Source organism: Pseudomonas ekonensis (assembly GCF_019145435.1).
In the GTDB taxonomy this organism is placed as follows: Bacteria; Pseudomonadota; Gammaproteobacteria; order Pseudomonadales; family Pseudomonadaceae; genus Aquipseudomonas; species Aquipseudomonas ekonensis.
This window is the reverse complement of the sequence record NZ_JAHSTS010000002.1, coordinates 2,167,096-2,190,044: the sequence shown is the minus strand read 5'-3', so window position 1 is coordinate 2,190,044 and position 22,949 is coordinate 2,167,096. Positions and strand designations below refer to the sequence as shown.

The window sequence follows — 22,949 nt, the reverse complement described above, 5'->3', positions numbered from 1 at the left end:
GTGTTTCTGTTTCGGCCCCGCGCCCCTATAATGGCTGCCTTTTTCGCCCAATGATTTTGCGGAGCTGGTGATGGCCGAACGTAAGGCGTCTGTCGAGCGCGACACTCTGGAAACCCAGATCAAAGCCTCGATCAACCTTGATGGCACCGGAAAGGCCCGATTCGATATCGGCGTGCCTTTTCTTGAGCACATGCTGGATCAGATCGCCCGTCACGGGTTGATCGACCTCGACATCGAGTGCAAGGGCGACCTGCATATCGACGACCACCACACCGTCGAAGACGTCGGCATCACCCTCGGCCAGGCGTTCACCCAGGCCATCGGCGACAAGAAAGGCATCCGCCGCTACGGCCACGCCTACGTGCCGCTCGACGAAGCGCTGTCGCGCGTGGTGATCGACTTCTCCGGCCGTCCGGGCCTGCAGATGCACGTGCCGTACACCCGGGCCACCGTCGGCGGCTTCGACGTCGACCTGTTCCAGGAATTCTTCCAGGGCTTCGTCAACCACGCCAACGTCACCCTGCACATCGACAACCTGCGCGGGCACAACACCCACCACCAGATCGAGACCGTGTTCAAGGCCTTCGGCCGCGCGCTGCGCATGGCCGTGGAACTGGACGACCGCATGGCCGGGCAGATGCCATCGACCAAGGGCGTGCTGTAATGCAGACAGTGGCGGTTATCGATTACGGCATGGGCAACCTGCACTCGGTGGCCAAGGCCCTCGAGCACGTCGGCGCCGGCAAGGTGCTGATCACCAGCGACGCGGACGTGATCCGCGAAGCCGACCGGGTGGTGTTTCCCGGCGTCGGCGCGATCCGCGACTGCATGGCGGAGATCCGTCGCCTGGGGTTCGACGCGCTGGTGCGCGAGGTCAGCCAGGACCGTCCGTTCCTCGGCATCTGCGTCGGCATGCAAGCCTTGCTCGACACCAGCGAAGAGAACGACGGCGTCGACTGCATCGGCCTGTTCCCGGGTGCGGTGAAGTTCTTCGGCAAGGACCTGCATGAAGACGGCGAGCACCTGAAGGTGCCGCACATGGGCTGGAACGAAGTGAAGCAGTCGGTGGATCACCCGCTGTGGCACAACATTCCGGACCTGGCGCGGTTCTACTTCGTGCACAGCTACTACATCGCCGCCGGCAACGCGCGGCAGGTGGTGGGCAGCGGCCATTACGGCGTCGATTTCGCCGCCGCGCTGGCCGAAGGCTCGCGCTTCGCCGTGCAGTTCCACCCGGAGAAGAGCCACACCCATGGCCTGCAATTGCTGCAGAACTTCGCGGCGTGGGACGGTCGCTGGTAAATGGCCGTCAAGAAGAAGCCGCCGATCCTGACCCTCACGCCCGAACAGGAGAGTGAGGCCAGCCGCAAGATCCAGCGGTTCATGGAGGACCGTTTCGAACTGGACCTGGGTTCGTTCGAGGCGGCGGAGATTCTTGACCTGTTTACCCGCGAAATCGCACCGCACTATTACAACAGGGCGATCTTCGATGTGCAGACCCACCTCAAGGAGCGGTTTGAAAGCATCGAAAGCGACCTGTGGGCGTTAGAAAAGAACTGAGGGCAGCTGCAAGCCGCAAGCTGCAAGAACTTGTGCACCGCTCGCTTGCAGCTTGACGCTTGCAGCTTGCAGCTCTTCTGACAAAGGAAAAAGCATGCTGATTATTCCCGCTATCGATCTTAAGGACGGTGCCTGCGTACGTCTGCGCCAGGGCCGCATGGAAGATTCCACGGTGTTCTCCGATGACCCGGTGAGCATGGCTGCCAAGTGGGTGGAGGGCGGCTGCCGCCGTCTGCATCTGGTCGACCTGAACGGCGCCTTCGAAGGCCAGCCGGTCAACGGCGAAGTGGTCACCGCCATCGCCAAGCGCTACCCGAACCTGCCGATCCAGATCGGCGGCGGCATCCGCTCGCTGGAAACCATCGAGCACTACGTCAAGGCGGGCGTGAGCTACGTGATCATCGGCACCAAGGCCGTGAAGGAGCCTGAGTTCGTCGCCGAGGCCTGCCGCGCGTTCCCGGGCAAAGTGATCGTCGGCCTCGACGCCAAGGACGGTTTCGTCGCCACCGACGGCTGGGCCGAAGTCAGCAGCGTGCAGGTCATCGACCTGGCCAAGCGTTTCGAAGCCGACGGCGTGTCCGCCATCGTCTACACCGACATCGCCAAAGACGGCATGATGCAGGGCTGCAACGTGCCGTTCACCGCTGCCCTGGCGGCGGCCACGAAGATTCCGGTGATCGCCTCCGGCGGCATCCACAATCTGGGTGACATCAAGTCGCTGCTCGACGCGAAAGCGCCGGGCATCATCGGCGCCATCACCGGCCGGGCGATCTACGAAGGCACCCTCGACGTCGCAGAGGCCCAGGCCTTCTGCGATTCGTACACCGGCTGAGGACTGACCATGGCGCTGGCCAAACGCATCATCCCTTGCCTGGACGTGGACAACGGCCGGGTGGTCAAGGGCGTGAAGTTCGAGAACATCCGCGACGCCGGCGACCCGGTGGAGATCGCCCGCCGCTACGACGAACAGGGCGCGGACGAGATCACCTTCCTCGACATCACCGCCAGCGTCGACGGCCGTGACACCACGCTGCACACCGTCGAGCGCATGGCCAGCCAGGTGTTCATCCCGCTGACCGTGGGCGGCGGCGTCCGCACCGTGCAAGACATCCGCAACCTGCTCAACGCCGGCGCCGACAAGGTGTCGATCAACACGGCGGCGGTGTTCAACCCGGAGTTCGTCGGCGAAGCGGCCGAGCACTTCGGCTCGCAGTGCATCGTCGTCGCCATCGACGCCAAGAAGGTGTCCGGCCCGGGCGAGGCCCCGCGCTGGGAGATCTTCACCCACGGCGGCCGCAAGCCGACCGGCCTCGACGCGGTCGAGTGGGCGAAGAAGATGGAAGGCCTGGGGGCCGGCGAGATCCTGCTCACCAGCATGGACCAGGACGGCATGAAGAACGGCTTCGACCTGGGCGTGACCCGCGCCATCAGCGATGCCCTGAACATCCCGGTGATCGCCTCCGGCGGCGTCGGCAACCTGCAGCACCTGGCTGACGGCATCCTCGAAGGCCACGCCAGCGCGGTGCTGGCGGCGAGCATCTTCCACTTCGGCGAATACACCGTGCAGGAAGCCAAGGCCTATATGGCCCATCGCGGCATCGTGATGCGCTAAGCCGTACAGGCCAGTGGACAGCATGGCGTGCTCAGGGCACTCTTGAACACGCCATGGATTCCGGTAGCCCGACATGATCAAACGCCTGCTTCTCGTCCTCGCCAGCGCTTCGGTGTTGCTGTTCAACACGGCCCGAGCCGAGGACAGTCCCGACACCGGCCTGGTGCTCCTCACCGAAAACTTCCCGCCGTACAACATGGCGAAGAACGGCAAGAACTTCGCCCAGGACGAGAACATCGACGGCATCGCCACGGACATCGTGCGCGAGATGTTCAAGCGGGCCGGCCTCACCTACAGCCTGACCCTGCGCTTCCCCTGGGAGCGGGTCTACAAGCTGGCGCTGGAGAATCCCGGTTACGGCGCGTTCGTGATGGCGCGGCTGCCTGACCGCGAAAAACTGTTCAAGTGGGTCGGTCCCATCGGCCCGGACGACTGGATCATGCTGGCCCGGGCCGACAGCAAGATCACCCTCGAAACCCTGAACGACGCGCGCAAGTACAAGATCGGCGCCTACAAGGGCGATGCGATCGCGCAGACGCTGACCAAGCAAGGCTTGAAGCCGGCCGTGGTGCTGCGCGATCAGGACAACGCGAAGAAGCTGGTGAGCGGCCAGATCGACCTGTGGGCCACCGGCGACCCCGCCGGGCGCTACCTGGCTCGCCAGGACGGCGTGACCGGCCTCAAGACCGTGCTGCGCTTCAACAGCGCCCAACTGTACCTGGCGCTGAACAAGGAAGTGCCGGACGAAACGGTCGCCCGGCTCCAGGCCGCCCTGGATCAGATGCGCAAGGACGGGGTGGTCGACGAGATCATGGGGCGGTATCTGTAGCGTCCGGCACGTCTGGCGTCGGGGCCGGCTCAATGCGCGGTTCTTCTGCCGCCGGGGGCGTTTCGATGAGCGGCTGCCCGGCCGTTGCCGGGGTCGACGGGCAGGTGAAGGCCGTCTCTTCGGGTGAGTGTTCGCAGAGGTGCAAACGGTTGCCGTCGGTGTAGCTGACGGTGTCGGCCACTGGCTTGCCGTCTTCGCGCAACAGCGTGTAGTTGCTCTGCACCAGGTAGGCCGCGACGGATCTTTTCCCGGCGGCGAGCGTGACCACCTCGAGGGGGCGCTCATTGAACCATTCGTTCGCTTGCATGCCGCACTGGGCGAAGTCTTCGTCCAGCCTCGCCGAGAACCGCAAAGGTGTCGGCGCCCCCGTCGGCCATTGCTGGCCGAACTCGACCGTCGTGAGGCCCGCGAGCGTCTTCAGGTGCGCGGCCCTTTGCGCGCGGGGCGCTGTCCATCTGAATGTCCTGCGTTGGCTGTCCGGATTCCGGCCATGGCCGATGAGCCTGTACTGGTCTGTCCTTTCCAGCCGGTAGCAAGGCGAATGGCGCAGCTGTTCGAGGGGCGACAGCAACGGATCCTTGACCGTGAACCAGGGCAGCCTGGCCGTGTGGGTGAGCTTGGCCGGCTCGACCTGCCTTGCCGGAAGCTCCCCGGTCAGTTCGGGCGCCGTCGGCTGGGGGCTGACCTGCAGCGCAATCGGCACGCGCAGTGAATAGGTCGGTCTGCCCAGTTCCGGCCTGGAATAGCTGTCGTTGCCGGCAAAGGTGCCGGGCGCCAGATGAATCTCCCCGGCCGGGGCGTGGGGCGGCGTGATGCTCCAGGCGCTGAAGCTCAGTTTGGCGCCGCTGCCCTTGTCGTTCCAGATCAGCTCATCGGCACTTGAAACGACGACCAGGTCGGTCCGGACGCAGCGAATGGCGTTGAGGGAAGGCTTTTCGTGGTCGTTGGAACATACCGAGCCCAGCGCGACATAGCCTTGCGGAGGAACCGGGCGCCACAGCGAGCCGTCCTTCTTTGATTTCGTGCCGGAGTCGCTCCAGATCAGCTCATAGTCCACGGGTTGGCTGAGCGCCTTGCCTTGGGCCGGATCCGTGCCGCCGGCCTCCGCTTCGCAGACCACCGCCACCACGTGAGCGCCGTTGATGTTGTCGAGGTCGGCGACGATCACGTCGCCCAGCGGAAAGTAGCCGGGCAGCAGGTCCGGAACCGGTGTGGGGCGCCAGATGGCGGCCGGTTTCGCCCGTGAGCCCTGGGTGTCCCAGACCCGGTAGAACTCGGTCGTGAAGTTGATCAGCAGGTTGTCGAAGCGCAAGGGTCGCATTTGCCGGATCGGCGATGCGGTGTCTTCGTGTGTGTTCATGGAAGCTCCTGATGGTGGAAGGCGACCGAAGGGGTCGCGGCCTGTTGCAGGCTTCACTATCGGGAATCGCGGGGGACGTCTGGCGGTAGCCGGGTATGGCGCGGGCAAGACGGCTCAGCGGTAGACGCCGTCCTTGCCGTGGGCCGCCGTGGCGCGGTTGCCGCGTACGCTGATCATCTGGCGGATGTCGATCCACTCGATGCCCTGGGCCTTGAGCTTGGGCAGTTCGCGCTCCAGCACGACCAGGGTCTGCGGATACGGATGGCCGATCATCACCGCCGAGCCCTGCTTGCGCGCCAGGCTGATAGCCGTCTGCAACTGGGTGAAGATGGCGGCCTCGGTGCGTTCGTCATCGAGAAACACATCGCGCGACACACTGGCCAGGCCGATCTTCTGCGCCTGTTGCGCCGCGACGGTCTGTGCGCTGGTGCGACTGTCGACGAAGAACTTGTGGCGGCGCTGCAGCTCCTCCATCAGCCACGCCATGGCCGCCGGTTGCGCGGTCATGCGGCTGCCCATGTGGTTATTGATGCCGGCGGTGTAGGGCACCTGCCGGAAGGCGGCGTCGAGGCGCCGGGCCAATTCTTCGACCGGCAGTTCGGGGTGCCAGGCGAACGGGCCGGTGGCCGGATCCATGGGCATGTGCAGGATCACGGTCTTGCCGGCGCGATGGGCTTCGCGGGCGAACTCGGTGGCGTGCGGGGTGTCCGGCATGATCGCGGCGGTCACGGGGCCCGGCAGGGCGAGGACGCGGCGGTCCCGGGGCAGGCTCTGCCCCAGGTCGTCGATGATCAGGCTCAGGTAGGCCTTGTGGGGCACCGGCCCGGCAGGCTCCGCGTGGGCGGCGCCCGCCAGGCAGCACAGCAGGACGAGGATGAAGCGCAGACCCATCCTCAACGGCCGGAAGTGATGCTCAGCCCTTTGAGCAGGCTCAGGGCCTGGGCCAACTGGTAATCGTCATCCTGCGGCATTGCCTTGGCCTTGCCGCCGGAACCGCTCGGACGGTCGGCGCCGCCGTTGCCGTTGCCCAGGTGGCCTTGCAGGTCGGCTTCCTTGAAGTAGTCGCCGTCGGCCTCGTTGGTGATCTTGGCCTTGCGCACTTCGATGTCCGGCACGATGCCCTGGGCCTGGATCGAGCGGCCGTTGGGGGTGAAGTACAGCGCGGTGGTGATCTTCAGCGCCCGGTCGTTGTTCAGCGGCAGCACGGTCTGCACCGAGCCCTTGCCGAAACTGGTGGTGCCCATGACCACGGCGCGCTTCTGGTCCTGCAGGGCGCCGGCGACGATCTCCGAGGCCGAGGCGCTGCCGCCGTTGATCAGCACCACCATCGGCACCGCTTCGCTTTCGTCCTTGCCGGTGGCGGAGAAGCGCAGCTCGGAGTTGGCGATCCGGCCCTTGGTGTAGACGATCAGGCCCTTGGTGATGAAGTGGTCGACCACCTCCACCGCCGCCTGCAGCACGCCGCCGGGGTTGTTGCGCAGGTCGAGGACGATGCCGTTGAGCTTCTTGCCGTTGTCCTTGCGCAGCTTGGCCAGGGCCTTGGAGACTTCCTCGCCGGTCTTGACCTGGAACTGGGTGATGCGGATCAGGCCGTAGCCGGATTCGAGCAGCTGCGCCTTGACGCTCTTGACCTGGATGACCGCGCGGGCCAGGGTCACGTCGAACGGCGTGCCGCCGTCGCGCACCAGGGTCAGGGTGATCTTCTGGCCGATCTTGCCGCGCATCTTGTCCACGGCTTCGGTCATGCTCTGGCCGCGGGTCGGCTGGCCGTTGATCTTGACGATGAAGTCGCCGGCCTGGATGCCGGCCTTGGACGCCGGGGTGTCGTCGATCGGCGACACGACCTTGATGAAGCCGTCTTCGGCGCCGACCTCGATGCCCAGGCCGCCGAATTCGCCGCTGGTGCTTTCCTGCAGTTCGGCGAAGTCTTCAGGGCCCAGGTAGGCGGAGTGCGGATCCAGGTTGCTGAGCATGCCCTTGATCGCGTTCTCCAGCAGGGTCTTGTCGTCCACCGGCTCGACATAGGCGGCCTTGATCCGGTCCATGACCTCGGCGAAGGTGCGCAGCTCCTCCAGCGGCAGCGGTGCCTTGGCGGTGGCGGCGGTGCCTGCCGGAGCGACGGCCGGGGCCGGCTGGGCGGCGAACGCCAGGGGCGCGCCGATCACCAGGGCGATCGTCAGGGCCAGCGAGGTAAGGCGGGACAGATGCAGCATGTCGAACGGACTCCTGAATTAGGCGGCGCGCTTATCCTTGCGCGCGGCACCATTGCGCCGGATCACTCGGGTGACCCTGCTGACGAATTGCGAAATACAGCGCCGGCGTGTCCTGGCCGCCACTGTTGCCCACAGTGGAGATGGACTCGCCGGCCTTGACCACATCACCGGCCGACTTGAGCAGCGTCTGGTTGTGGCCGTAAAGGCTCAGAAAACCGTTGCCGTGATCGAGGATCACCAGCAGCCCCGCACCCCGCAGCCAGTCGGCGAACACCACGCGCCCGCCGTGCACGGCATGCACCTGGCTGCCGGCGGAGGCGCTGATCATCACGCCGTCCCACTTGGTGCGGGCGTCGTCGCCGCGGGTTTCGCCGAAGCGCGCCAACAGTCGACCATCGACCGGCCACGGAAGTTTTCCCCGGGTGGCGGCAAACGGGCCGCCGAAGGTTTCGCCGCCGCTGGAGACCAGCGCGCCGGGCGTCGGCCGGGCCGGCTTGCGCGGGGCATCGCTGTCGTCCGCCGCCGCCTGGGCCTCACGCAACCGCTTTTTTTCGGCTTCCTGCTGGGCGATCAGCGCTTTCTGCCGCGCTTCTTCTGCCTCACGGGCCTGGCGGGCCAGGGTTTCCTCAATGGTTTTAAGGACTTTAGACAGGTCTGCCTGATCCTGCTCGCGGGCCGCGAGCTTCTGGTCCCGGGCCTTCACGTCGTCGTTGAGCTTGGCCAGCACCTGCTGGCGCTCCTTGCGCACCTTGTCGAGCTCGTCGCGACGGGTGTCCAGGTCGCTCTTCTGCACCAGCAACTGCGCTTGCTGCAGGCCGATGTCCTTTTCGACGTTGGCCAGCTGGCGCAGGGTTTCGTTGAAATTCTTCAGCTGCTCCAGGCGGGCCTGGCTCAGGTAGTCGTAATAGGTGAGGGTGCGGGCGAACTTCTCGGGGTTCTGCTGGTTGAGCAGCAGCTTGAGGTATTCCTGACGCCCGTTCTGGTAGGCCGCCCGGGCCTGGATGGCGATCAGTCGCTGTTGTTCAGTGCGCGCGCTCTGGAGTTTTTTTTTCTCCGCATCGAGCCGTTGCAGCTCGGATTCGCTTTTCTTCAGCTCTTTCTGCAGGGCGTCGACCTCTTTCTCGAGCTTGCCCATCTCGGTCTCGGTGCCCTTGAGCTCTTTCTGCACGCCGGACTTCTCTTCCTGGAGCTTGCCCAGCATTTTCTTCAGCTCGGCGATGTCCTGACGCGTGGCGTCCAACTGCTGTTGGGTTTGCGCGCGCTCGTCAGCGAAGGCCGGTTGGAGCAGGCAGGTCAGAGCGAGGGCGATCAGGAGGCGAAGCATAGGGGCGGGCGGCACCAGGGTAAGGGACGGCCTAGTATGCCCGCCCGACGCTGCAAAAAAAACGCCCAAATGGGACTGTGTGATAACTGGGGTGCCGGACAGAGTGAAATCCTCTTTGAAAACCCCACAAACCACTGTGGGAGCGGGCTTGCCCGCGATGGCGTCTGAACATTCAACATAGTTGTTGGCTGTCAGATTGCTATCGCTGGCAAGCCAGCTCCCACAGGGTTTTCCAGTGATTCGACGGGCGATTACACCAGAATCGAGGTGCCGGTCATTTCCGCCGGCTTCTCCAGGTTCAGCAGCTTGAGCATGGTCGGCGCCACGTCCGCCAGCACGCCGCCTTCGCGCACCTTGAGGTCACGCTTGCCGACATAGATGAACGGCACCGGCTCGGTGGTGTGGGCGGTGTGGGCCTGGCCGGTGGATTCGTCGGCCATCTGCTCGACGTTGCCGTGGTCGGCGGTGATCAGCGCTTCGCCGCCGACCTTCTCCAGGGCGTCGACGATGCGGCCGACGCAGGTGTCCAGGCACTCCACGGCCTTGACCGCCGCCTCGAACACGCCGCTGTGGCCGACCATGTCGCCGTTGGCGTAGTTGACCACGATCACGTCGTAGCGCTGCTGCTCGATGGCCTCGACGATGCGGTCGGTGACCTCCGGGGCGCTCATCTCAGGCTGCAGGTCGTAGGTGGCGACCTTCGGCGACGGGATCAGGATGCGTTCTTCGCCGGGGAACGGCTCTTCGCGGCCGCCGGAGAAGAAGAACGTCACGTGGGCGTACTTTTCGGTTTCGGCGATGCGCAGCTGGGTCTTGCCGTTCTTCGCCAGGTAGTCGCCCAGCACGTTGTCCAGGCTGCCGGGGGCGAAGGCCGACGGCGCAGGAATGCTGGCGGCGTACTGGGTCAGCATCACGTAGCCGGCCAGTTTCGGCTGGCGGGCGCGGTCGAATTCCTTGAAGCCGTCTTCGACGAACACGCGGGACAGCTCACGGGCGCGGTCGGCGCGGAAGTTCATGAACACCACGGCGTCGCCGTCCTCGACCTTCACCGGCTCGCCGATGGCGGTGGCCTTGACGAACTCGTCGCTTTCGCCGCGCTCATAGGCGGCTTGCAGGCCTTCCTGGGCGGTGGCGGCGTGGAATTCGGCCTGGCCGTCGACGATCAGGTTGTAGGCGGCGGCCACGCGGTCCCAGCGGTTGTCGCGGTCCATCGCGTAGTAGCGGCCGACCAGGCTGGCGATGCGGCCCTTGCCGAGGGCCTGGAAGGTCGCGTCGAGCAGTTCGATGGACGACTGGGCGCTTTTCGGCGGCGTGTCGCGGCCGTCGAGGAAGGCGTGCAGGTAGATTTTTTCGGCGCCGCGCTTGAACGCAAGCTCAGCCATCGCTACCAGGTGGTCCTGATGGCTGTGCACGCCGCCGTCGGACAGCAGGCCCATGAAGTGCACCGCCTTGCCGGCGGCCACGGCCTTGTCCACGGCGGCGCAGATGACCGGGTTCTCGAAGAACTCGCCGTCGCGGATCGCCTTGGTCACGCGGGTGAAGTCCTGGTACACCACGCGGCCGGCGCCCAGGTTCATGTGGCCGACTTCGGAGTTGCCCATCTGGCCGTCCGGCAGGCCGACGTCCATGCCGCTGCCCGAGATCAAGCCGTTCGGCACGGTGGCCCACAGGCGATCCAGCACAGGCTTCCTGGCCGCGTAGACGGCGTTGGACTCGGGGCTGTCGCTGTGACCGAAGCCGTCGAGAATCATCAGGACCAAAGGTTTGGGCGTGGTAGTCATGGAATCCACTCTGGCGAAAGTTAGAGGAAGCGATGAAAAAGGGAGTAGGAGTTTAAAGCCAAGTTCCGCCGGCGTCACCGCCGGACGGGGTTTGGCCCACCATACCGGCTGTGTATACTGGCCGACATTTTAATGCCCTGGAACCTCCTTCGATGGTTGCTCACCTGATTGAATTTGCCACTAACCACTACATTCTTGTCGGTATCTTCGTCGTACTGCTGGCATTGCTGATCGCTCACACGATGCAGGGCGGCGGCAAGAGCCTGAGCACCGGCGAGCTGACCGCGCTGGTCAACAAGGAAGCGGGCGTGGTGGTGGATATCCGTCCGAGCAAGGAATACGCCGCCGGCCACATCGTAGGTGCCCTGAACATCCCCCAGGACAAGCTGGCCGCCCGCGTCGGCGAGCTGGAGAAGCACAAGGCCAAGACCATCATCCTGGTCGATGCCCTGGGCCAGACCGCCGGCACCCACGCCCGCGAACTGATGAAGGCCGGCTTCACCGCCGCCAAGCTGTCCGGCGGCATCTCCAGCTGGAAAGGCGACAACCTGCCGCTGGTGAAATGACATGAGCGACGTCATCGTCTATTCCAGCGATTACTGCCCTTACTGCTCGCGGGCCAAGCATTTGCTGGCGAGCAAAGGCGTGGCCTTCGATGAGATCAAGGTCGATGGCAAGCCGCAGGTGCGCGCCGAGATGGCCCAGAAGGCGGGGCGCACGTCCGTGCCGCAGATCTGGATCGGCGGCAGGCACGTCGGCGGTTGCGACGATTTGTACGCCCTGGAGCGCGCCGGCAAGCTCGACGCGCTGCTCAAGGCCTGAACTGCTGCACGCTTTGCCGAAACAAGAACCCTAAAAGACCCGAGATCAGAAAGGATCTGAGATGACTGACCAACAGAACACTGCAGCCAGCGAAGAAGAAACCGCACCGCAATTCTCCCTGCAGCGCATCTATGTGCGCGACCTGTCCTTCGAGGCCCCGAAAAGCCCGGCGATCTTCCGCCAGCAGTGGGACCCGAGCGTCGCGCTGGATCTGAACACCCGCCAGAAGGCCCTGGAAGGCGACTTCTACGAAGTCGTGCTGACCCTGTCGGTGACCGTGAAGAACGGTGAGGAAGTGGCCTTCATCGCCGAAGTGCAGCAGGCCGGCATCTTCCTGATCAAGAACCTGGACGCGGCTTCGATGAGCCACACCCTGGGCGCGTTCTGCCCGAACATCCTGTTCCCGTACGCCCGCGAAACCCTGGACAGCCTGGTGACCCGCGGCTCGTTCCCGGCGCTGATGCTGGCTCCGGTGAACTTCGACGCCCTGTACGCGCAGGAAGTGCAGCGCATGCAGGAAGCCGGCGAGGCTCCGACCGTTCAGTAAGCGGTCACGCAACACCCCTGTGGGAGCGGGCTTGCCCGCGAACGCGGTCTGTCGGTGGACATCGATGTCGCCTGGCACGGCGCATTCGCGGGCAAGCCCGCTCCCACAGTCGTTCTGGGTCAGTTGAAACCGTTTTGGCGCCACGCCTCATAGACGGCCACCGCCACGGTGTTGGACAGGTTCAGGCTGCGGCAGCCTTCGCGCATCGGCAGGCGCAGGCGATGGCCGGCGGGCAGCGCGTCCAGCACTTCCGGCGGCAGGCCACGGCTTTCCGGGCCGAACAGGAACGCGTCGCCGGGGGCGAACGCCACGTCGTGGAACGGCTGCGAGCCCTTGGTGGTGAACGCGAACAGGCGGGGCTGGCCCAGGCTTTCCAGGCAACTGGCCAGGTCGGCATGGCGCTGCAGGGTGGCATACTCGTGGTAGTCGAGACCGGCGCGGCGCAGGCGTTTGTCGTCCATCTCGAAACCCAGCGGTTCGATCAGATGCAGGTGGCAGCCGCTGTTGGCGCACAGCCTGATAACGTTGCCGGTGTTCGGCGGAATTTCCGGTTGGAAAAGGATGACGTGAAACATGCACGGCTCCGAAGGTAAAGATGACGCGCATTCTACGCCGCAAGCGGATCCGCGTTCGAAACTATTCCCGCGGGTGATGGGGTCGCTGGCGATCTTCGGTGTGATGGTCGGCCTGATGATCGGTCGCCTGACCACCCCTGACCCCAGCGTGCTGCAGCAGGTGGACGTGATCGACGGCGGTCTGGTGGTGTGGTTCGACAACGAGCCGAAACTGCACGGCGAGGTCGTCGATGGCTCGCTGGCGCTGCTGTTCGGCGCCGAGGGCAAGCCGCAGAAGGGGCAACTCAAGCTCAACGGCAAGGACGTTAACTGGCGCACGCGGCTGAGCGACGGCGGCCTGCTGCTGACCCTGGTGGCGGCCCGGCCGCTGCAGGGCGACTGGGCCGCCAGCGAGGTCGATGACCGCTGGCGGCTGGAGATCCACTTGCGCGAGCAATAAAAGAGGGAATCCCCGGCCTGCCTGTACCAAGGTTCCCGAAAGGGGCGGGCCGGTCGCAGGGGCGACGGGCCCGGCGTAAAGAAGGAACCCCTGACCTGCCTGTATCAAGGGCCCCAAAGCGGCAGGATCCGACGCGATGGCGATGCGGATCCGTGTTAAAGAGGGGAATCCCCGGCCTGCCTGTACCAAGGTCCCCGAAACCGGGTGGGTGAATCGAATCACCTGACAGGGTTATTGCAGGGGGCGTGCCAGGTTTTCTTCCCTTGAAACAAAATAATCGCGACAGACGCTGAAAGCTCCGGAATCCGGGGCTTTTGCGTTCTCAGGGGTGGAGTGCCGGGCGTCACCCGGCGGAAAAACAAGTGGCCGGCCCTGCTCGGTTGCGGGTCAGGGTGCATCGTTGCGGTGCACGCCGGGCTGAAAGGCATCGCGAGCAGGCTCATGCATTTCACCTGCAGGAGCGAGCCTGCTCGCGATTGGGTTTACCTGGCAGCGAAGATCATGAGGCTTGATCAGCCCTCATCCCCCTCGTCCTCATCCCCGCCGTCAACCCTCATCCCCAGCTCCTTGATCTTGCGGGTCAGGGTATTGCGCCCCCAGCCCAGCAGGACGGCGGCATCGCGGCGGCGGCCGGCGGTGTGCTTGAGCGCGGTCTCGATCATGATCCGCTCGAACGCCGGCACGGCGCTGTCGAGCAGGCTCGATTGGCCCCGTGCCAGGGCCTGATCCGCCCACTGACGCAGGGCCTGTTCCCAGTTGGTCACCGGCGCCGAGTCCTGCGGCAGGCTCAGCAGCTCCGGCGGCAGGTCGCTGATGTGCACTTCGCGCCCGGAGGCCATCACGGTGATCCAGCGGCAGGTGTTCTCCAGCTGGCGCACGTTGCCCGGCCACGGCAGGTTCTTGAGGTATTCCTCGGTTTCGTTCTTGAGCAGCTTCGGTTCCACCGCCAGTTCCTGCGCGGCGCGGCTGAGGAAGTGCCGGGCCAGGGTCGGGATGTCTTCGCGGCGATCCGACAGGCGCGGAATGTGGATGCGGATCACGTTGAGGCGGTGGAACAGGTCCTCGCGGAACTTGCCGGCGTGCACCAGGGTTTCCAGGTTCTGGTGGGTCGCGGCGATGATCCGCACGTCGACCTTGACCGGCACGTGGCCGCCGACGCGGTAGAACTCGCCGTCGGCCAGCACCCGCAGCAGGCGGGTCTGGGTGTCGGCCGGCATGTCGCCGATCTCGTCGAGGAACAGCGTGCCGCCGTCGGCCTGCTCGAAGCGCCCGCGGCGCAGGTTGGCCGCGCCGGTGAACGCGCCTTTCTCGTGGCCGAACAGCTCGGACTCCATCAGGTCCTTGGGGATCGCCGCCATGTTCAGGGCGATGAACGGCGCCGTCGCGCGCGGGCTGTGGCGGTGCAGCGCGTGGGCCACCAGCTCTTTGCCGGTGCCGGACTCGCCGTTGATCAGCACGGTGATGTTGGAGTGGCTCAGGCGGCCGATGGCGCGGAACACCTCCTGCATCGCCGGCGCTTCGCCGATGATCTCCGGGGTGCGGGTCAGCGACGGCGCCGTTTCCAGGCCTTGCTGCTCCTGGGCATGCTGGTTGGCGCGCTTGACCAGCGACACCGCCTCGTCGACGTCGAACGGCTTGGGCAGGTATTCGAACGCGCCGCCCTGGTAGGAGGCGACGGCGCTGTCCAGGTCCGAGTGGGCGGTCATGATGATGACCGGCAGGCGCGGGTGCTGCTCGCGGATCCGCGCCAGCAGGTCCAGGCCGCTGGCGCCGGGCATGCGGATGTCGGAAATGATCACGTCCGGCTGCTGGCGCGCCAGGCGGCTCATCACGCCGTCGGCGCTGTCGAAGCTCTGGGTGGTCATGCCTTCCTGTTGCAGGGCTTTCTCGAGGACCCAGCGGATAGAACGGTCGTCATCGACGATCCACACGGTTTCACTACGGCTCATGTCGATGTGGCTCCTTGTTCCAGTGGCAGAAAGATCGAGAACGTGGTGTGGCCGGGGTGGCTGTCGCACTCGATCAGGCCCTGGTGCTGGCTGATGATGTTCTGGGTGATGGCCAGGCCCAGCCCGGTGCCGTCCGGGCGGCCGCTGACCATGGGAAAGAAAAGGGTTTCCTGGAGTTCCGCCGGGATGCCGGGGCCGTTGTCGATGATCTCGATCTTGGTCACCAGGCGGTGGCGCACGTGGCCGATGGTGAACTGGCGCATGGTGCGGGTGCGCAGGGTGATGCGGCCCAGGCGCAGTTCGTTCTGGCTGCCGATGGCCTGCATGGCGTTGCGCACGATGTTCAGCACGGCCTGGATCATCTGTTCGCGGTCGATCAGGACGTCGGGAATGCTCGGGTCATAGTCGCGCACCAGCGTGATGCAGCCCTGGCTTTCGGCCTCTACCAGTTGGCTGACCCGCTCCAGCACCTCGTGGACGTTGCACAGCGCCAGCGACGGCAGCTTGTTGGAGCCGAGCATGCGGTCCACCAGATTGCGCAGGCGGTCGGCCTCTTCGATGATCACGTTGGTGTAGTCGCGCAGGCTGTCTTCCGGCAGTTCGCGGGCCAGCAACTGAGCGGCGCCGCGGATGCCGCCGAGGGGGTTCTTGATCTCGTGGGCGAGGCCGCGCACCAGCATCTTGCTGGTTTCCTGCTTGGACAGCTGGGCTTCTTCCTTGGTGATCCGCAGCAGGCGGTCGCGGGGATGGACTTCCAGCAGCAACAAGGTGGTGCCGTTGCTCAGGATCGGCGTCACCGCGTAGTCCACCGTCAGGGTCTGGCCGGTGAGGGCGGTGAGCATCGCTTCGCGCTTGGTGAACGGATGCGCCTGCTCCACCGCCTGGCGCAGCGAGTTGAGCGCTTCGGTGGACTCGGTGAACAGCTCGCTGATGAACTGGCCATGGCTGCGCTGGCCGCTGGTGGCCAGCAGCATCTCCGCCGCCGGGTTCATGTACTCGAGGCGCAGTTCGTCGTCGAGCAGCAGCGTGGCGGTGGTCAGGTTGTCGAGCAACAAGCGATGCAGTGCGTCACTGATGGTCATGAGGACCTCTTTTGGAGCATGGCGCGCGCAGGGATAAAGCGCTGATGCAGGGAAAATGCAAAAACCAAACCAAGGCTCCGAAAAGAAGCGTCCGACGCCTGAAACGGGCGTTTGACGCTCGTTTGCGTGGCATTCCGCCCGCGTTGACGGGAAGAATCGAACCAAAATGGGTTGGAATGTGAGTAAGGTGCAGACTGTTGCACCAATATAGTGCGCAATGCGCGAGGCCGTTAGAAGAACCGCAGGAAAGGGTTTTTCGGTTCGGGGGGCTTGTCCTTGAGCGGGCACTCGGGGCGCACGCCGTAGTCGTCCTTCGCGCAGGGTTTGACCTGGCGTTTCTGCGCCAGGGATATCCGCTGCATGTGGAACGGCTGGTTGGCGGTGCGCTCGACGGTGCGCCCCTGGCCGTCGAGGATCTCCACCGACAGGTTGTGGCTGCCGCGGTCGATGTTGCTCAGCGGGAACACCGGGCTCGGTCCGGGTTCGCCGGTGGCCTGGCCGTCCAGCAGCAGGCGGTAGCGGTGGCCCGGCTGCAGGCCGGGCTCGCTGGTGACGCTGACGATCAGTTCGCCGGCGCTGCTGCGGATGGTCGCGTCCGGCTCGGGGATCAGCACCCGCAGCATGTCGTAGCGGAACGGCGTCGGTTCCGGCATCGGGTTCTTCACGGCGGGGGACGTCTTGCCCGCGGACGCGGCCGGCATGCGGTTGCTGGTGGTCAACTGAATCCGCTTGGCGTCGCCCCGCGGCTGATCGGTGTAGACCCGGTTGCCTTGGGCATCGGTGTAGGTGAACACCTCGGCCGACGCGGCGAACGCGACCAGCGTCAGGCAGAAGGCAAGCAGGCGGATCATGGCTTGTGCACCCGCTGCACGCTGAAGGTCACCGGCGGGCTCTGCTGGATCACCGACTGTCCGTCGATCACCTGCACCGCGAGGCGGTGCTCGCCGCGGTCCACGTTCACCAGTTGCAGGGTCGGCAGGTTGCTGGGCTGGCCGTAGGGTTCGTCGTCGAGCAGCAGCCGCAGCTGATGCGGCGGCCTCAGGCGCGGCTTGATCAGCACGCCGACGGTGAACGTGCCGTTGTTGGCGCGCAGGGCCTCTTCGCTGGGCAGGCCGGTCAGTTCCAGGGTTTCGTAGGCGCTGCGGGCGGGTTCGCGCGTGTCCGCATTCGCGGGCGGTGCGGCGGGCGGTTGGGTGGCGACCTGGTTGAGCGGCGGCAGCTCCACCGGCTGCGACGGCACGCCTTCAGGGGAATGGTCGCTGTAGACCGTGTGGCCGTTGGCGTCGGTGTACTTGTAGATCTGCGCGGCGGCGGGCAGGGCGATCAGCAGCAGGAGACAAAGGAAGGTGCGACCCATGGCATCGACCGGATTCGAAAGCGATGGGGTGCAGCATAGGCCAGTCGCGGCGGTTGGCCCAATCCGGGACATATCCTGGCGCAATTCCCTGTGGGAGCGAGCCTGCCGGAGGGTGTCGTCGGGGCAACAAAAAAGGCCTCCCGAAGGAGGCCTCTCTTGTGTCGCGCCGCGCGGGGCGGCGCCACCGGATCAGCAGCTGTAGTACAGCTCATATTCCAGTGGGTGCACGAAGGTGCGCACCTTGATTTCCTCTTCGGACTTCAGCGCGATGTAGGCGTCGATGAAGTCGTCGGAGAACACGCCGCCCTTGGTCAGGAACGCGCGGCCCTTGTCCAGCTCTTCCAGGGCTTCCTTCAGGCTGCCGCACACCTGCGGGATCTCTTTCGCCTCTTCAGGCGGCAGGTCGTACAGGTTCTTGTCGGCGGCGTCGCCTGGGTGGATCTTGTTCTGGATGCCGTCCAGGCCGGCCATCAGCAGTGCCGCGAAAGCCAGGTACGGGTTGGCGGCCGGATCCGGGAAACGGGCTTCGATACGACGGCCGCGAGGGCTGTTGACGTAAGGAATGCGGATCGAGGCGGAACGGTTGCGGGCCGAGTAGGCCAGCATCACCGGGGCTTCGAAGCCTGGCACCAGACGCTTGTAGGAGTTGGTGGCCGGGTTGGTGAAGCCGTTCAGGGCCTTGCCGTGCTTGATGATGCCGCCGATGAAGTACAGGGCGGTGTCGGACAGGCCGGCATAGCCTTCGCCGGCGAAGGTGTTCTTGCCGTCTTTGGCGATGGACATGTGCACGTGCATGCCCGAGCCGTTGTCGCCGTACAGCGGCTTCGGCATGAAGGTCGCGGTGCGGCCGTAGGCGTCGGCAACGTTGTGCACGACGTATTTCAGGGTCTGAACTTCGTCAGCTTTTTTCACCAGGGTGTTGAACTTGACACCGATTTCGTTCTGGCCGGCGGTCGCCACTTCGTGGTGGTGGACTTCGACGGTCTGGCCCATTTCTTCCAGGGCGTTGCACATTGCGGTGCGGATTTCGTGGTCGTGGTCGAACGGCGGAACCGGGAAGTAGCCGCCCTTGATGCCTGGACGGTGGCCTTTGTTGCCGCCTTCCACGTCCTGGTCGGACATCCACGAGCCTTGCTCGGAGTAGATCTTGAACATCGAGCCGGAGATGTCGGACTTGAACTTCACTTCGTCGAAGATGAAGAACTCTGGCTCGGGGCCTGCGAACACGGTGTCGCCGATGCCGGTGGACTTCAGGTATTCCTCGGCGCGGCGGGCGATGGCGCGCGGGTCGCGGTCGTAGCCTTGCATGGTCGAAGGTTCGATGATGTCGCACACCAGGATCAGGGTCGGCTCTTCGGTGAACGGATCCAGGACGGCGGTTTCGTCGTCCGGCATCAGGATCATGTCGGAGGCTTCGATGCCTTTCCAGCCGGCGATGGAGGAACCGTCGAACATCTTGCCGACTTCGAAGAAGTCATCTTCCAGCGCATCGCGAGCCGGCATGGTCACGTGGTGCTGAGTGCCTTTGGTGTCCGTGAAGCGCAGATCAATCCACTTGACGTCATGATCTTTGATGAGTTGAACCGACTTCGACATAGTGTCCTCCGGGTGGCTTAGGGCGGTAGTGGATGCCCTTCTGTATTGGTGATGCCGGCGCGAATACTCTGCCAAGGCAACCTGCCTCACAAGGGAGCAAATTGCATGCCAGTGCCCCAGCATGGGTTTTTTGCCCCAAATTCACGCTTATAAAGGTGCAGGGCGCCGAAACGGCGAAAATCCCGCCCTCTAATGTAGCGTTTGAATCCGAAAACGACCCGTTTTGGTGCATGCAAAACCTTCTGCACATTAACTGGTTAAACCTTGAGCAATTTCCGCTATAATCCGCGCCCCACTTTTTCCGGCTGGCGTTGCGCGCGCAGTTTTCATGAAACTAATCGTAAAAGTCTTCCCCGAGATCACCATCAAGAGCCGCCCTGTCCGGATGCGTTTCATCCGCCAGTTGGCCAAGAACATCCGTGCCGTGCTCCGCGATCTGGATCCGGCCGTGGTGGTGAACGGCGTGTGGGACAACCTCGAGCTGGAAACCCGCGTCACCGATCCGAAGGCCCTGAAGGAGATGGGCGAGCGCCTGAGCTGCATGCCGGGCATCGCGCACTTCCTGCAGATCGACGAGTACCCGCTGGGCGACTTCGACGACATCGTCGAGAAGTGCAAGCAGCACTACGGCGACGCGCTGGCCGGCAAGATCTTTTCGGTGCGCTGCAAGCGCGCGGGCAAGCACCCGTTCAGCTCGATCGACGTCGAGAAGTACGTCGGCAGCCAGCTGCGCCGCCAGTGCGGCGCCGCCGGGATCGACCTGAAGAAGCCTGAAGTCGAAGTGCGCATCGAAGTGCGCGACCAACGGTTGTTCGTCATCCACGGCCAGCACAACGGCATCGGCGGCTACCCGCTCGGCGCCCTGGAGCAGACTCTGGTGCTGATGTCCGGCGGCTTCGACTCCACCGTGGCGGCCTACCAGATCATGCGCCGCGGCCTGATGGGGCACTTCTGCTTCTTCAACCTGGGCGGCCGTGCCCACGAATTGGGCGTGATGGAAGTCGCGCATTTCATCTGGAAGAAGTACGGCAGCTCGCAACGCGTGTTATTTGTCAGTGTGCCGTTCGAGGAAGTGCTGGGCGAAATCCTCGGCAAGGTCGACGACAGCCACATGGGCGTGGTGCTCAAGCGCATGATGGTGCGGGCCGCGTCGAGCATCGCCGACCGCCTGCACATCGACGCGCTGGTCACCGGCGAGGCGATCTCCCAGGTGTCGAGCCAGACCCTGCCGAACCTGTCGGTGATCGACTGCGTCACCGAGAAACTGATCCTGCGTCCGCTGATCGCCAGCCACAAGCAGGACATCATCGACACGGCCGACGCCATCGGCACCGGCGACTTCGCCCGGCACATGCCGGAATACTGCGGGGTCATTTCGGTCAACCCGAAGACCGCCGCCAAGCGTTACCGGGTCGAGCACGAAGAGAAAGAATTCGACATGGCGGTGCTCGAGCGTGCGCTCGAGAACGCCAGGCTGGTGCCGATCGATCGGGTGATCGACGAATTGGGCCAGGACTTGCAGATCGAAGAAGTCGGCGAAGCGCTGGCCGGCCAGATCGTCCTCGACATCCGTCACCCGGATGCCGCCGAGGACGAGCCGCTGGAGCTTCCCGGCGTAGAGGTACAGACGATGCCGTTCTACGCGGTGAACGCTCGTTTCAAGGAACTGGACCCAACCCGCCAGTACCTGCTGTATTGCGACAAAGGCGTGATGAGTCGCCTGCATGCCCACCATCTGCTCAGTGAGGGGCATGCCAATGTGCGCGTTTATCGACCGAGCTAAGTGCCCGGGGCTGTTTGCCTGTGGCCTGCGTCACCGGCCCCCCGACACCGCCGTCAAGCTGTAACGGCCATGCCGGACACTACTGTCAATCGCTGCCATGACTTGTCAGCACACCGAATCCTCTGATCGAGATACACACGTGATCGAAAATCTACGCAACATCGCCATCATCGCCCACGTTGACCACGGCAAAACCACCCTGGTCGACAAACTGCTGCGCCAATCCGGCACCCTGGAGCGCAACGAGCTCAACGACGAGCGCGTGATGGACTCCAACGACCAGGAAAAAGAGCGCGGCATCACCATTCTGGCGAAGAACACCGCCATCAACTGGAACGGCTACCACATCAACATCGTGGACACCCCGGGCCACGCCGACTTCGGCGGCGAAGTAGAGCGCGTGATGTCGATGGTCGACTCCGTGCTGCTGCTGGTCGACGCCCAGGACGGCCCTATGCCGCAAACCCGCTTCGTGACCAAGAAGGCTTTCGAAGCCGGTCTGAAGCCGATCGTCGTGATCAACAAGGTCGACCGTCCGGGCGCGCGTCCTGACTGGGTCCTGGACCAGATCTTCGACCTGTTCGACAACCTCGGCGCCACCGACGAACAGCTGGACTTCAAAGTCGTCTACGCCTCGGCCCTGAACGGCATCGCCGGTCTGGACCACACCGAGATGGCCGAAGACATGACCCCGCTGTACCAGTCGATCGTCGACAACGTTCCGGCTCCGGCCGTTGACCGTGACGGTCCGTTCCAGATGCAGATCTCCGCTCTGGACTACAACAGCTTCCTGGGCGTGATCGGCGTGGGCCGCATCGCCCGTGGCCGCGTCAAGCCGAACACCCCGGTCGTCGCCATCGACACCGAAGGCAAGAAGCGCAACGGCCGCATCCTGAAGCTGATGGGTCACCACGGCCTGCACCGCGTCGACGTCGAAGAAGCCGCTGCCGGCGACATCGTCTGCATCAGCGGTTTCGACGAGCTGTTCATCTCCGACACCCTGTGCGACATGAACAACGTCGAAGCGATGAAGCCGCTGACTGTCGACGAGCCGACCGTTTCCATGACCTTCCAGGTGAACGACTCGCCGTTCTGCGGTAAAGAAGGCAAGTTCGTGACCTCCCGCAACATCAAGGAGCGTCTGGACAAAGAGCTGCTGTACAACGTTGCCCTGCGCGTTGAAGAAGGCGACTCGGCCGACAAGTTCAAGGTCTCCGGCCGCGGTGAGCTGCACCTGTCGGTTCTGATCGAAACCATGCGCCGCGAAGGCTTCGAGATGGCCGTGGGCCGTCCTGAAGTGATCATCCGCGAAGTCAACGGCACCAAGCAGGAGCCGTTCGAGAACGTGACCATCGACATCCCTGAGGAATCCCAGGGCAAGGTGATGGAAGAGATGGGCCTGCGTAAGGGCGACCTGACCAACATGGCGCCGGACGGCAAGGGCCGTGTGCGCCTGGAGTACAACATCCCGGCTCGCGGTCTGATCGGTTTCCGTAACCAGTTCCTGACGCTGACCAACGGTGCAGGCATCCTGACCTCGATCTTCGACCGCTACGACACCATGAAGTCCGGCCACATGTCCGGCCGCCTGAACGGCGTTCTGGTGTCGGTCGAGACCGGCAAGGCGCTGACCTACTCCCTGGAAACCCTGCAGGCGCGCGGCAAGCTGTTCGTCGAGCACGGCCAGGAGATCTACAACGGTCAGATCGTCGGCCTGAACAGCCGCGACAACGACCTGGGCGTCAACCCTACCAAGGGCAAGAAGCTCGACAACATGCGTGCTTCGGGCAAAGACGAAACCATCGCCCTGGTTCCGCCGGTCCGCTTCACCCTGGAACAGGCCCTGGAATTCATCCAGGACGATGAATTGTGCGAAGTGACTCCAAAATCGATTCGCCTGCGTAAGAAAATTTTGGACGAAGGCGAGCGTACCCGCGCTGCCAAGAAAGCCAAGGCTTGATCATCTAGCCTGAGCTGAAACGAAAACGCCCCCGGTCGAAAGGCCGGGGGCGTTTTTGTTTGTTTGGAATTTGTGCGGTGTTTGTACCGGCCCCATCGCTGGCAAGCCAGCTCCCACAGGGTTCGGCGGTGTTCGCGGAAATGGCAGGCCACCGCAAATC

At 64.4% G+C, this 22,949-nt stretch carries 23 protein-coding genes; 12 read left to right on the top strand and 11 right to left on the bottom strand.

Going from position 1 to position 22,949, the window contains the following annotated elements; genetic code table 11:
• Positions 1-70: 70 nt before the first annotated feature.
• From hisB to KVG96_RS22880, 6 genes are all read left to right on the top strand, one after another.
• Entirely contained in the window at positions 71-664 is a 594-nt protein-coding gene (gene hisB / locus KVG96_RS22905; RefSeq protein WP_085581847.1) for an imidazoleglycerol-phosphate dehydratase HisB, read from the top strand.
• The gene (hisH, locus tag KVG96_RS22900; protein WP_217894056.1) at positions 664-1,302 is read left to right on the top strand and encodes an imidazole glycerol phosphate synthase subunit HisH; all 639 of its coding nucleotides are present in this window, start codon (positions 664-666) and stop codon (positions 1,300-1,302) included. The genes hisB and hisH overlap by 1 nt, the downstream gene beginning before the upstream one ends.
• Positions 1,303-1,560 carry a DUF2164 domain-containing protein gene (locus KVG96_RS22895; protein WP_085581832.1) on the top strand — a complete coding sequence of 86 codons (258 nt, stop codon included), beginning with the start codon at positions 1,303-1,305 and terminating at the stop codon, positions 1,558-1,560.
• A 94-nt stretch (positions 1,561-1,654) separates the two neighbouring features.
• Positions 1,655-2,392, top strand: a complete 738-nt coding sequence (gene hisA, locus KVG96_RS22890) for a 1-(5-phosphoribosyl)-5-[(5-phosphoribosylamino)methylideneamino]imidazole-4-carboxamide isomerase (RefSeq protein ID WP_217894055.1) — start codon at positions 1,655-1,657, stop codon at positions 2,390-2,392.
• A gap of 9 nt (positions 2,393-2,401) precedes the next feature.
• Positions 2,402-3,172 (top strand): imidazole glycerol phosphate synthase subunit HisF, encoded by a 771-nt coding sequence (gene hisF, locus KVG96_RS22885; protein WP_085581828.1) that lies wholly within the window; start codon positions 2,402-2,404, stop codon positions 3,170-3,172.
• Between the two features lie 73 nt (positions 3,173-3,245).
• Entirely contained in the window at positions 3,246-4,001 is a 756-nt protein-coding gene (locus tag KVG96_RS22880) for a substrate-binding periplasmic protein (protein ID WP_217894054.1), read from the top strand.
• Here the strand turns inward: KVG96_RS22880 and KVG96_RS22875 are convergent.
• The 5 genes from KVG96_RS22875 to gpmI form a co-directional block, all read right to left on the bottom strand.
• Positions 3,982-5,361, bottom strand: a complete 1,380-nt coding sequence (locus KVG96_RS22875; protein ID WP_217894053.1) for a Vps62-related protein — start codon at positions 5,359-5,361, stop codon at positions 3,982-3,984. The two genes, KVG96_RS22880 and KVG96_RS22875, sit on opposite strands and share 20 nt — an antisense overlap.
• A gap of 114 nt (positions 5,362-5,475) precedes the next feature.
• A complete protein-coding gene (locus tag KVG96_RS22870; RefSeq protein ID WP_217894052.1) occupies positions 5,476-6,252 on the bottom strand; it encodes a divergent polysaccharide deacetylase family protein in 777 nt (258 codons plus the stop codon).
• A 2-nt stretch (positions 6,253-6,254) separates the two neighbouring features.
• Positions 6,255-7,574, bottom strand: coding sequence for a S41 family peptidase (locus KVG96_RS22865; protein WP_085581819.1), 1,320 nt, complete (start codon positions 7,572-7,574; stop codon positions 6,255-6,257).
• Positions 7,575-7,605: 31 nt separating this feature from the next.
• Positions 7,606-8,898, bottom strand: a complete 1,293-nt coding sequence (locus tag KVG96_RS22860) for a murein hydrolase activator EnvC family protein (RefSeq protein WP_217894051.1) — start codon at positions 8,896-8,898, stop codon at positions 7,606-7,608.
• Positions 8,899-9,149: 251 nt separating this feature from the next.
• Entirely contained in the window at positions 9,150-10,679 is a 1,530-nt protein-coding gene (gpmI, locus tag KVG96_RS22855; RefSeq protein WP_217894050.1) for a 2,3-bisphosphoglycerate-independent phosphoglycerate mutase, read from the bottom strand.
• 152 nt (positions 10,680-10,831) lie between these two features.
• Here gpmI and KVG96_RS22850 point away from each other — a divergent pair, with 152 nt between their 5' ends.
• The 3 genes from KVG96_RS22850 to secB all read left to right on the top strand — a co-directional run bounded on the left by KVG96_RS22850 (position 10,832) and on the right by secB (position 12,048).
• On the top strand, positions 10,832-11,245 hold the full coding sequence (locus tag KVG96_RS22850; protein ID WP_217894049.1) for a rhodanese-like domain-containing protein: 414 nt from the start codon (positions 10,832-10,834) through the stop codon (positions 11,243-11,245).
• A 1-nt stretch (position 11,246) separates the two neighbouring features.
• A complete protein-coding gene (gene grxC, locus KVG96_RS22845) occupies positions 11,247-11,501 on the top strand; it encodes a glutaredoxin 3 (RefSeq protein ID WP_217894048.1) in 255 nt (84 codons plus the stop codon).
• Between the two features lie 61 nt (positions 11,502-11,562).
• Positions 11,563-12,048: a protein-export chaperone SecB gene (secB, locus tag KVG96_RS22840; protein ID WP_217894047.1), complete on the top strand. Its 486-nt coding sequence runs from the start codon at positions 11,563-11,565 to the stop codon at positions 12,046-12,048.
• A gap of 119 nt (positions 12,049-12,167) precedes the next feature.
• Here secB and KVG96_RS22835 read toward each other — a convergent pair whose 3' ends face one another.
• A complete protein-coding gene (locus tag KVG96_RS22835; RefSeq protein ID WP_085581807.1) occupies positions 12,168-12,623 on the bottom strand; it encodes a tRNA (cytidine(34)-2'-O)-methyltransferase in 456 nt (151 codons plus the stop codon).
• Between KVG96_RS22835 and KVG96_RS22830 the strand changes: the two genes are divergently transcribed.
• Positions 12,622-13,062: a hypothetical protein gene (locus tag KVG96_RS22830; protein ID WP_217894046.1), complete on the top strand. Its 441-nt coding sequence runs from the start codon at positions 12,622-12,624 to the stop codon at positions 13,060-13,062. The two genes, KVG96_RS22835 and KVG96_RS22830, sit on opposite strands and share 2 nt — an antisense overlap.
• Positions 13,063-13,574: 512 nt before the next feature.
• Here the strand turns inward: KVG96_RS22830 and ntrC are convergent.
• The 5 genes from ntrC to glnA all read right to left on the bottom strand — a co-directional run bounded on the left by ntrC (position 13,575) and on the right by glnA (position 19,046).
• Entirely contained in the window at positions 13,575-15,011 is a 1,437-nt protein-coding gene (gene ntrC, locus KVG96_RS22825; RefSeq protein ID WP_217894045.1) for a nitrogen regulation protein NR(I), read from the bottom strand.
• Positions 15,008-16,093, bottom strand: a complete 1,086-nt coding sequence (gene glnL, locus KVG96_RS22820) for a nitrogen regulation protein NR(II) (RefSeq protein WP_085581802.1) — start codon at positions 16,091-16,093, stop codon at positions 15,008-15,010. Before glnL ends, ntrC begins: the two co-directional genes overlap by 4 nt.
• A 230-nt stretch (positions 16,094-16,323) precedes the next feature.
• Positions 16,324-16,944, bottom strand: a complete 621-nt coding sequence (locus tag KVG96_RS22815; RefSeq protein ID WP_217894044.1) for a DUF4124 domain-containing protein — start codon at positions 16,942-16,944, stop codon at positions 16,324-16,326.
• Positions 16,941-17,450: a DUF4124 domain-containing protein gene (locus KVG96_RS22810; RefSeq protein ID WP_217894043.1), complete on the bottom strand. Its 510-nt coding sequence runs from the start codon at positions 17,448-17,450 to the stop codon at positions 16,941-16,943. The genes KVG96_RS22815 and KVG96_RS22810 overlap by 4 nt, the downstream gene beginning before the upstream one ends.
• Before the next feature lie 189 nt (positions 17,451-17,639).
• A complete protein-coding gene (glnA, locus tag KVG96_RS22805) occupies positions 17,640-19,046 on the bottom strand; it encodes a glutamate--ammonia ligase (protein WP_085581796.1) in 1,407 nt (468 codons plus the stop codon).
• Positions 19,047-19,374: 328 nt separating this feature from the next.
• On the opposite strand from glnA, the gene thiI reads away from it, so the two are divergent.
• A complete protein-coding gene (gene thiI, locus KVG96_RS22800) occupies positions 19,375-20,829 on the top strand; it encodes a tRNA uracil 4-sulfurtransferase ThiI (RefSeq protein ID WP_085581792.1) in 1,455 nt (484 codons plus the stop codon).
• A gap of 139 nt (positions 20,830-20,968) precedes the next feature.
• Positions 20,969-22,789, top strand: coding sequence for a translational GTPase TypA (typA, locus tag KVG96_RS22795; protein ID WP_085581790.1), 1,821 nt, complete (start codon positions 20,969-20,971; stop codon positions 22,787-22,789).
• Positions 22,790-22,949: the final 160 nt, after the last annotated feature.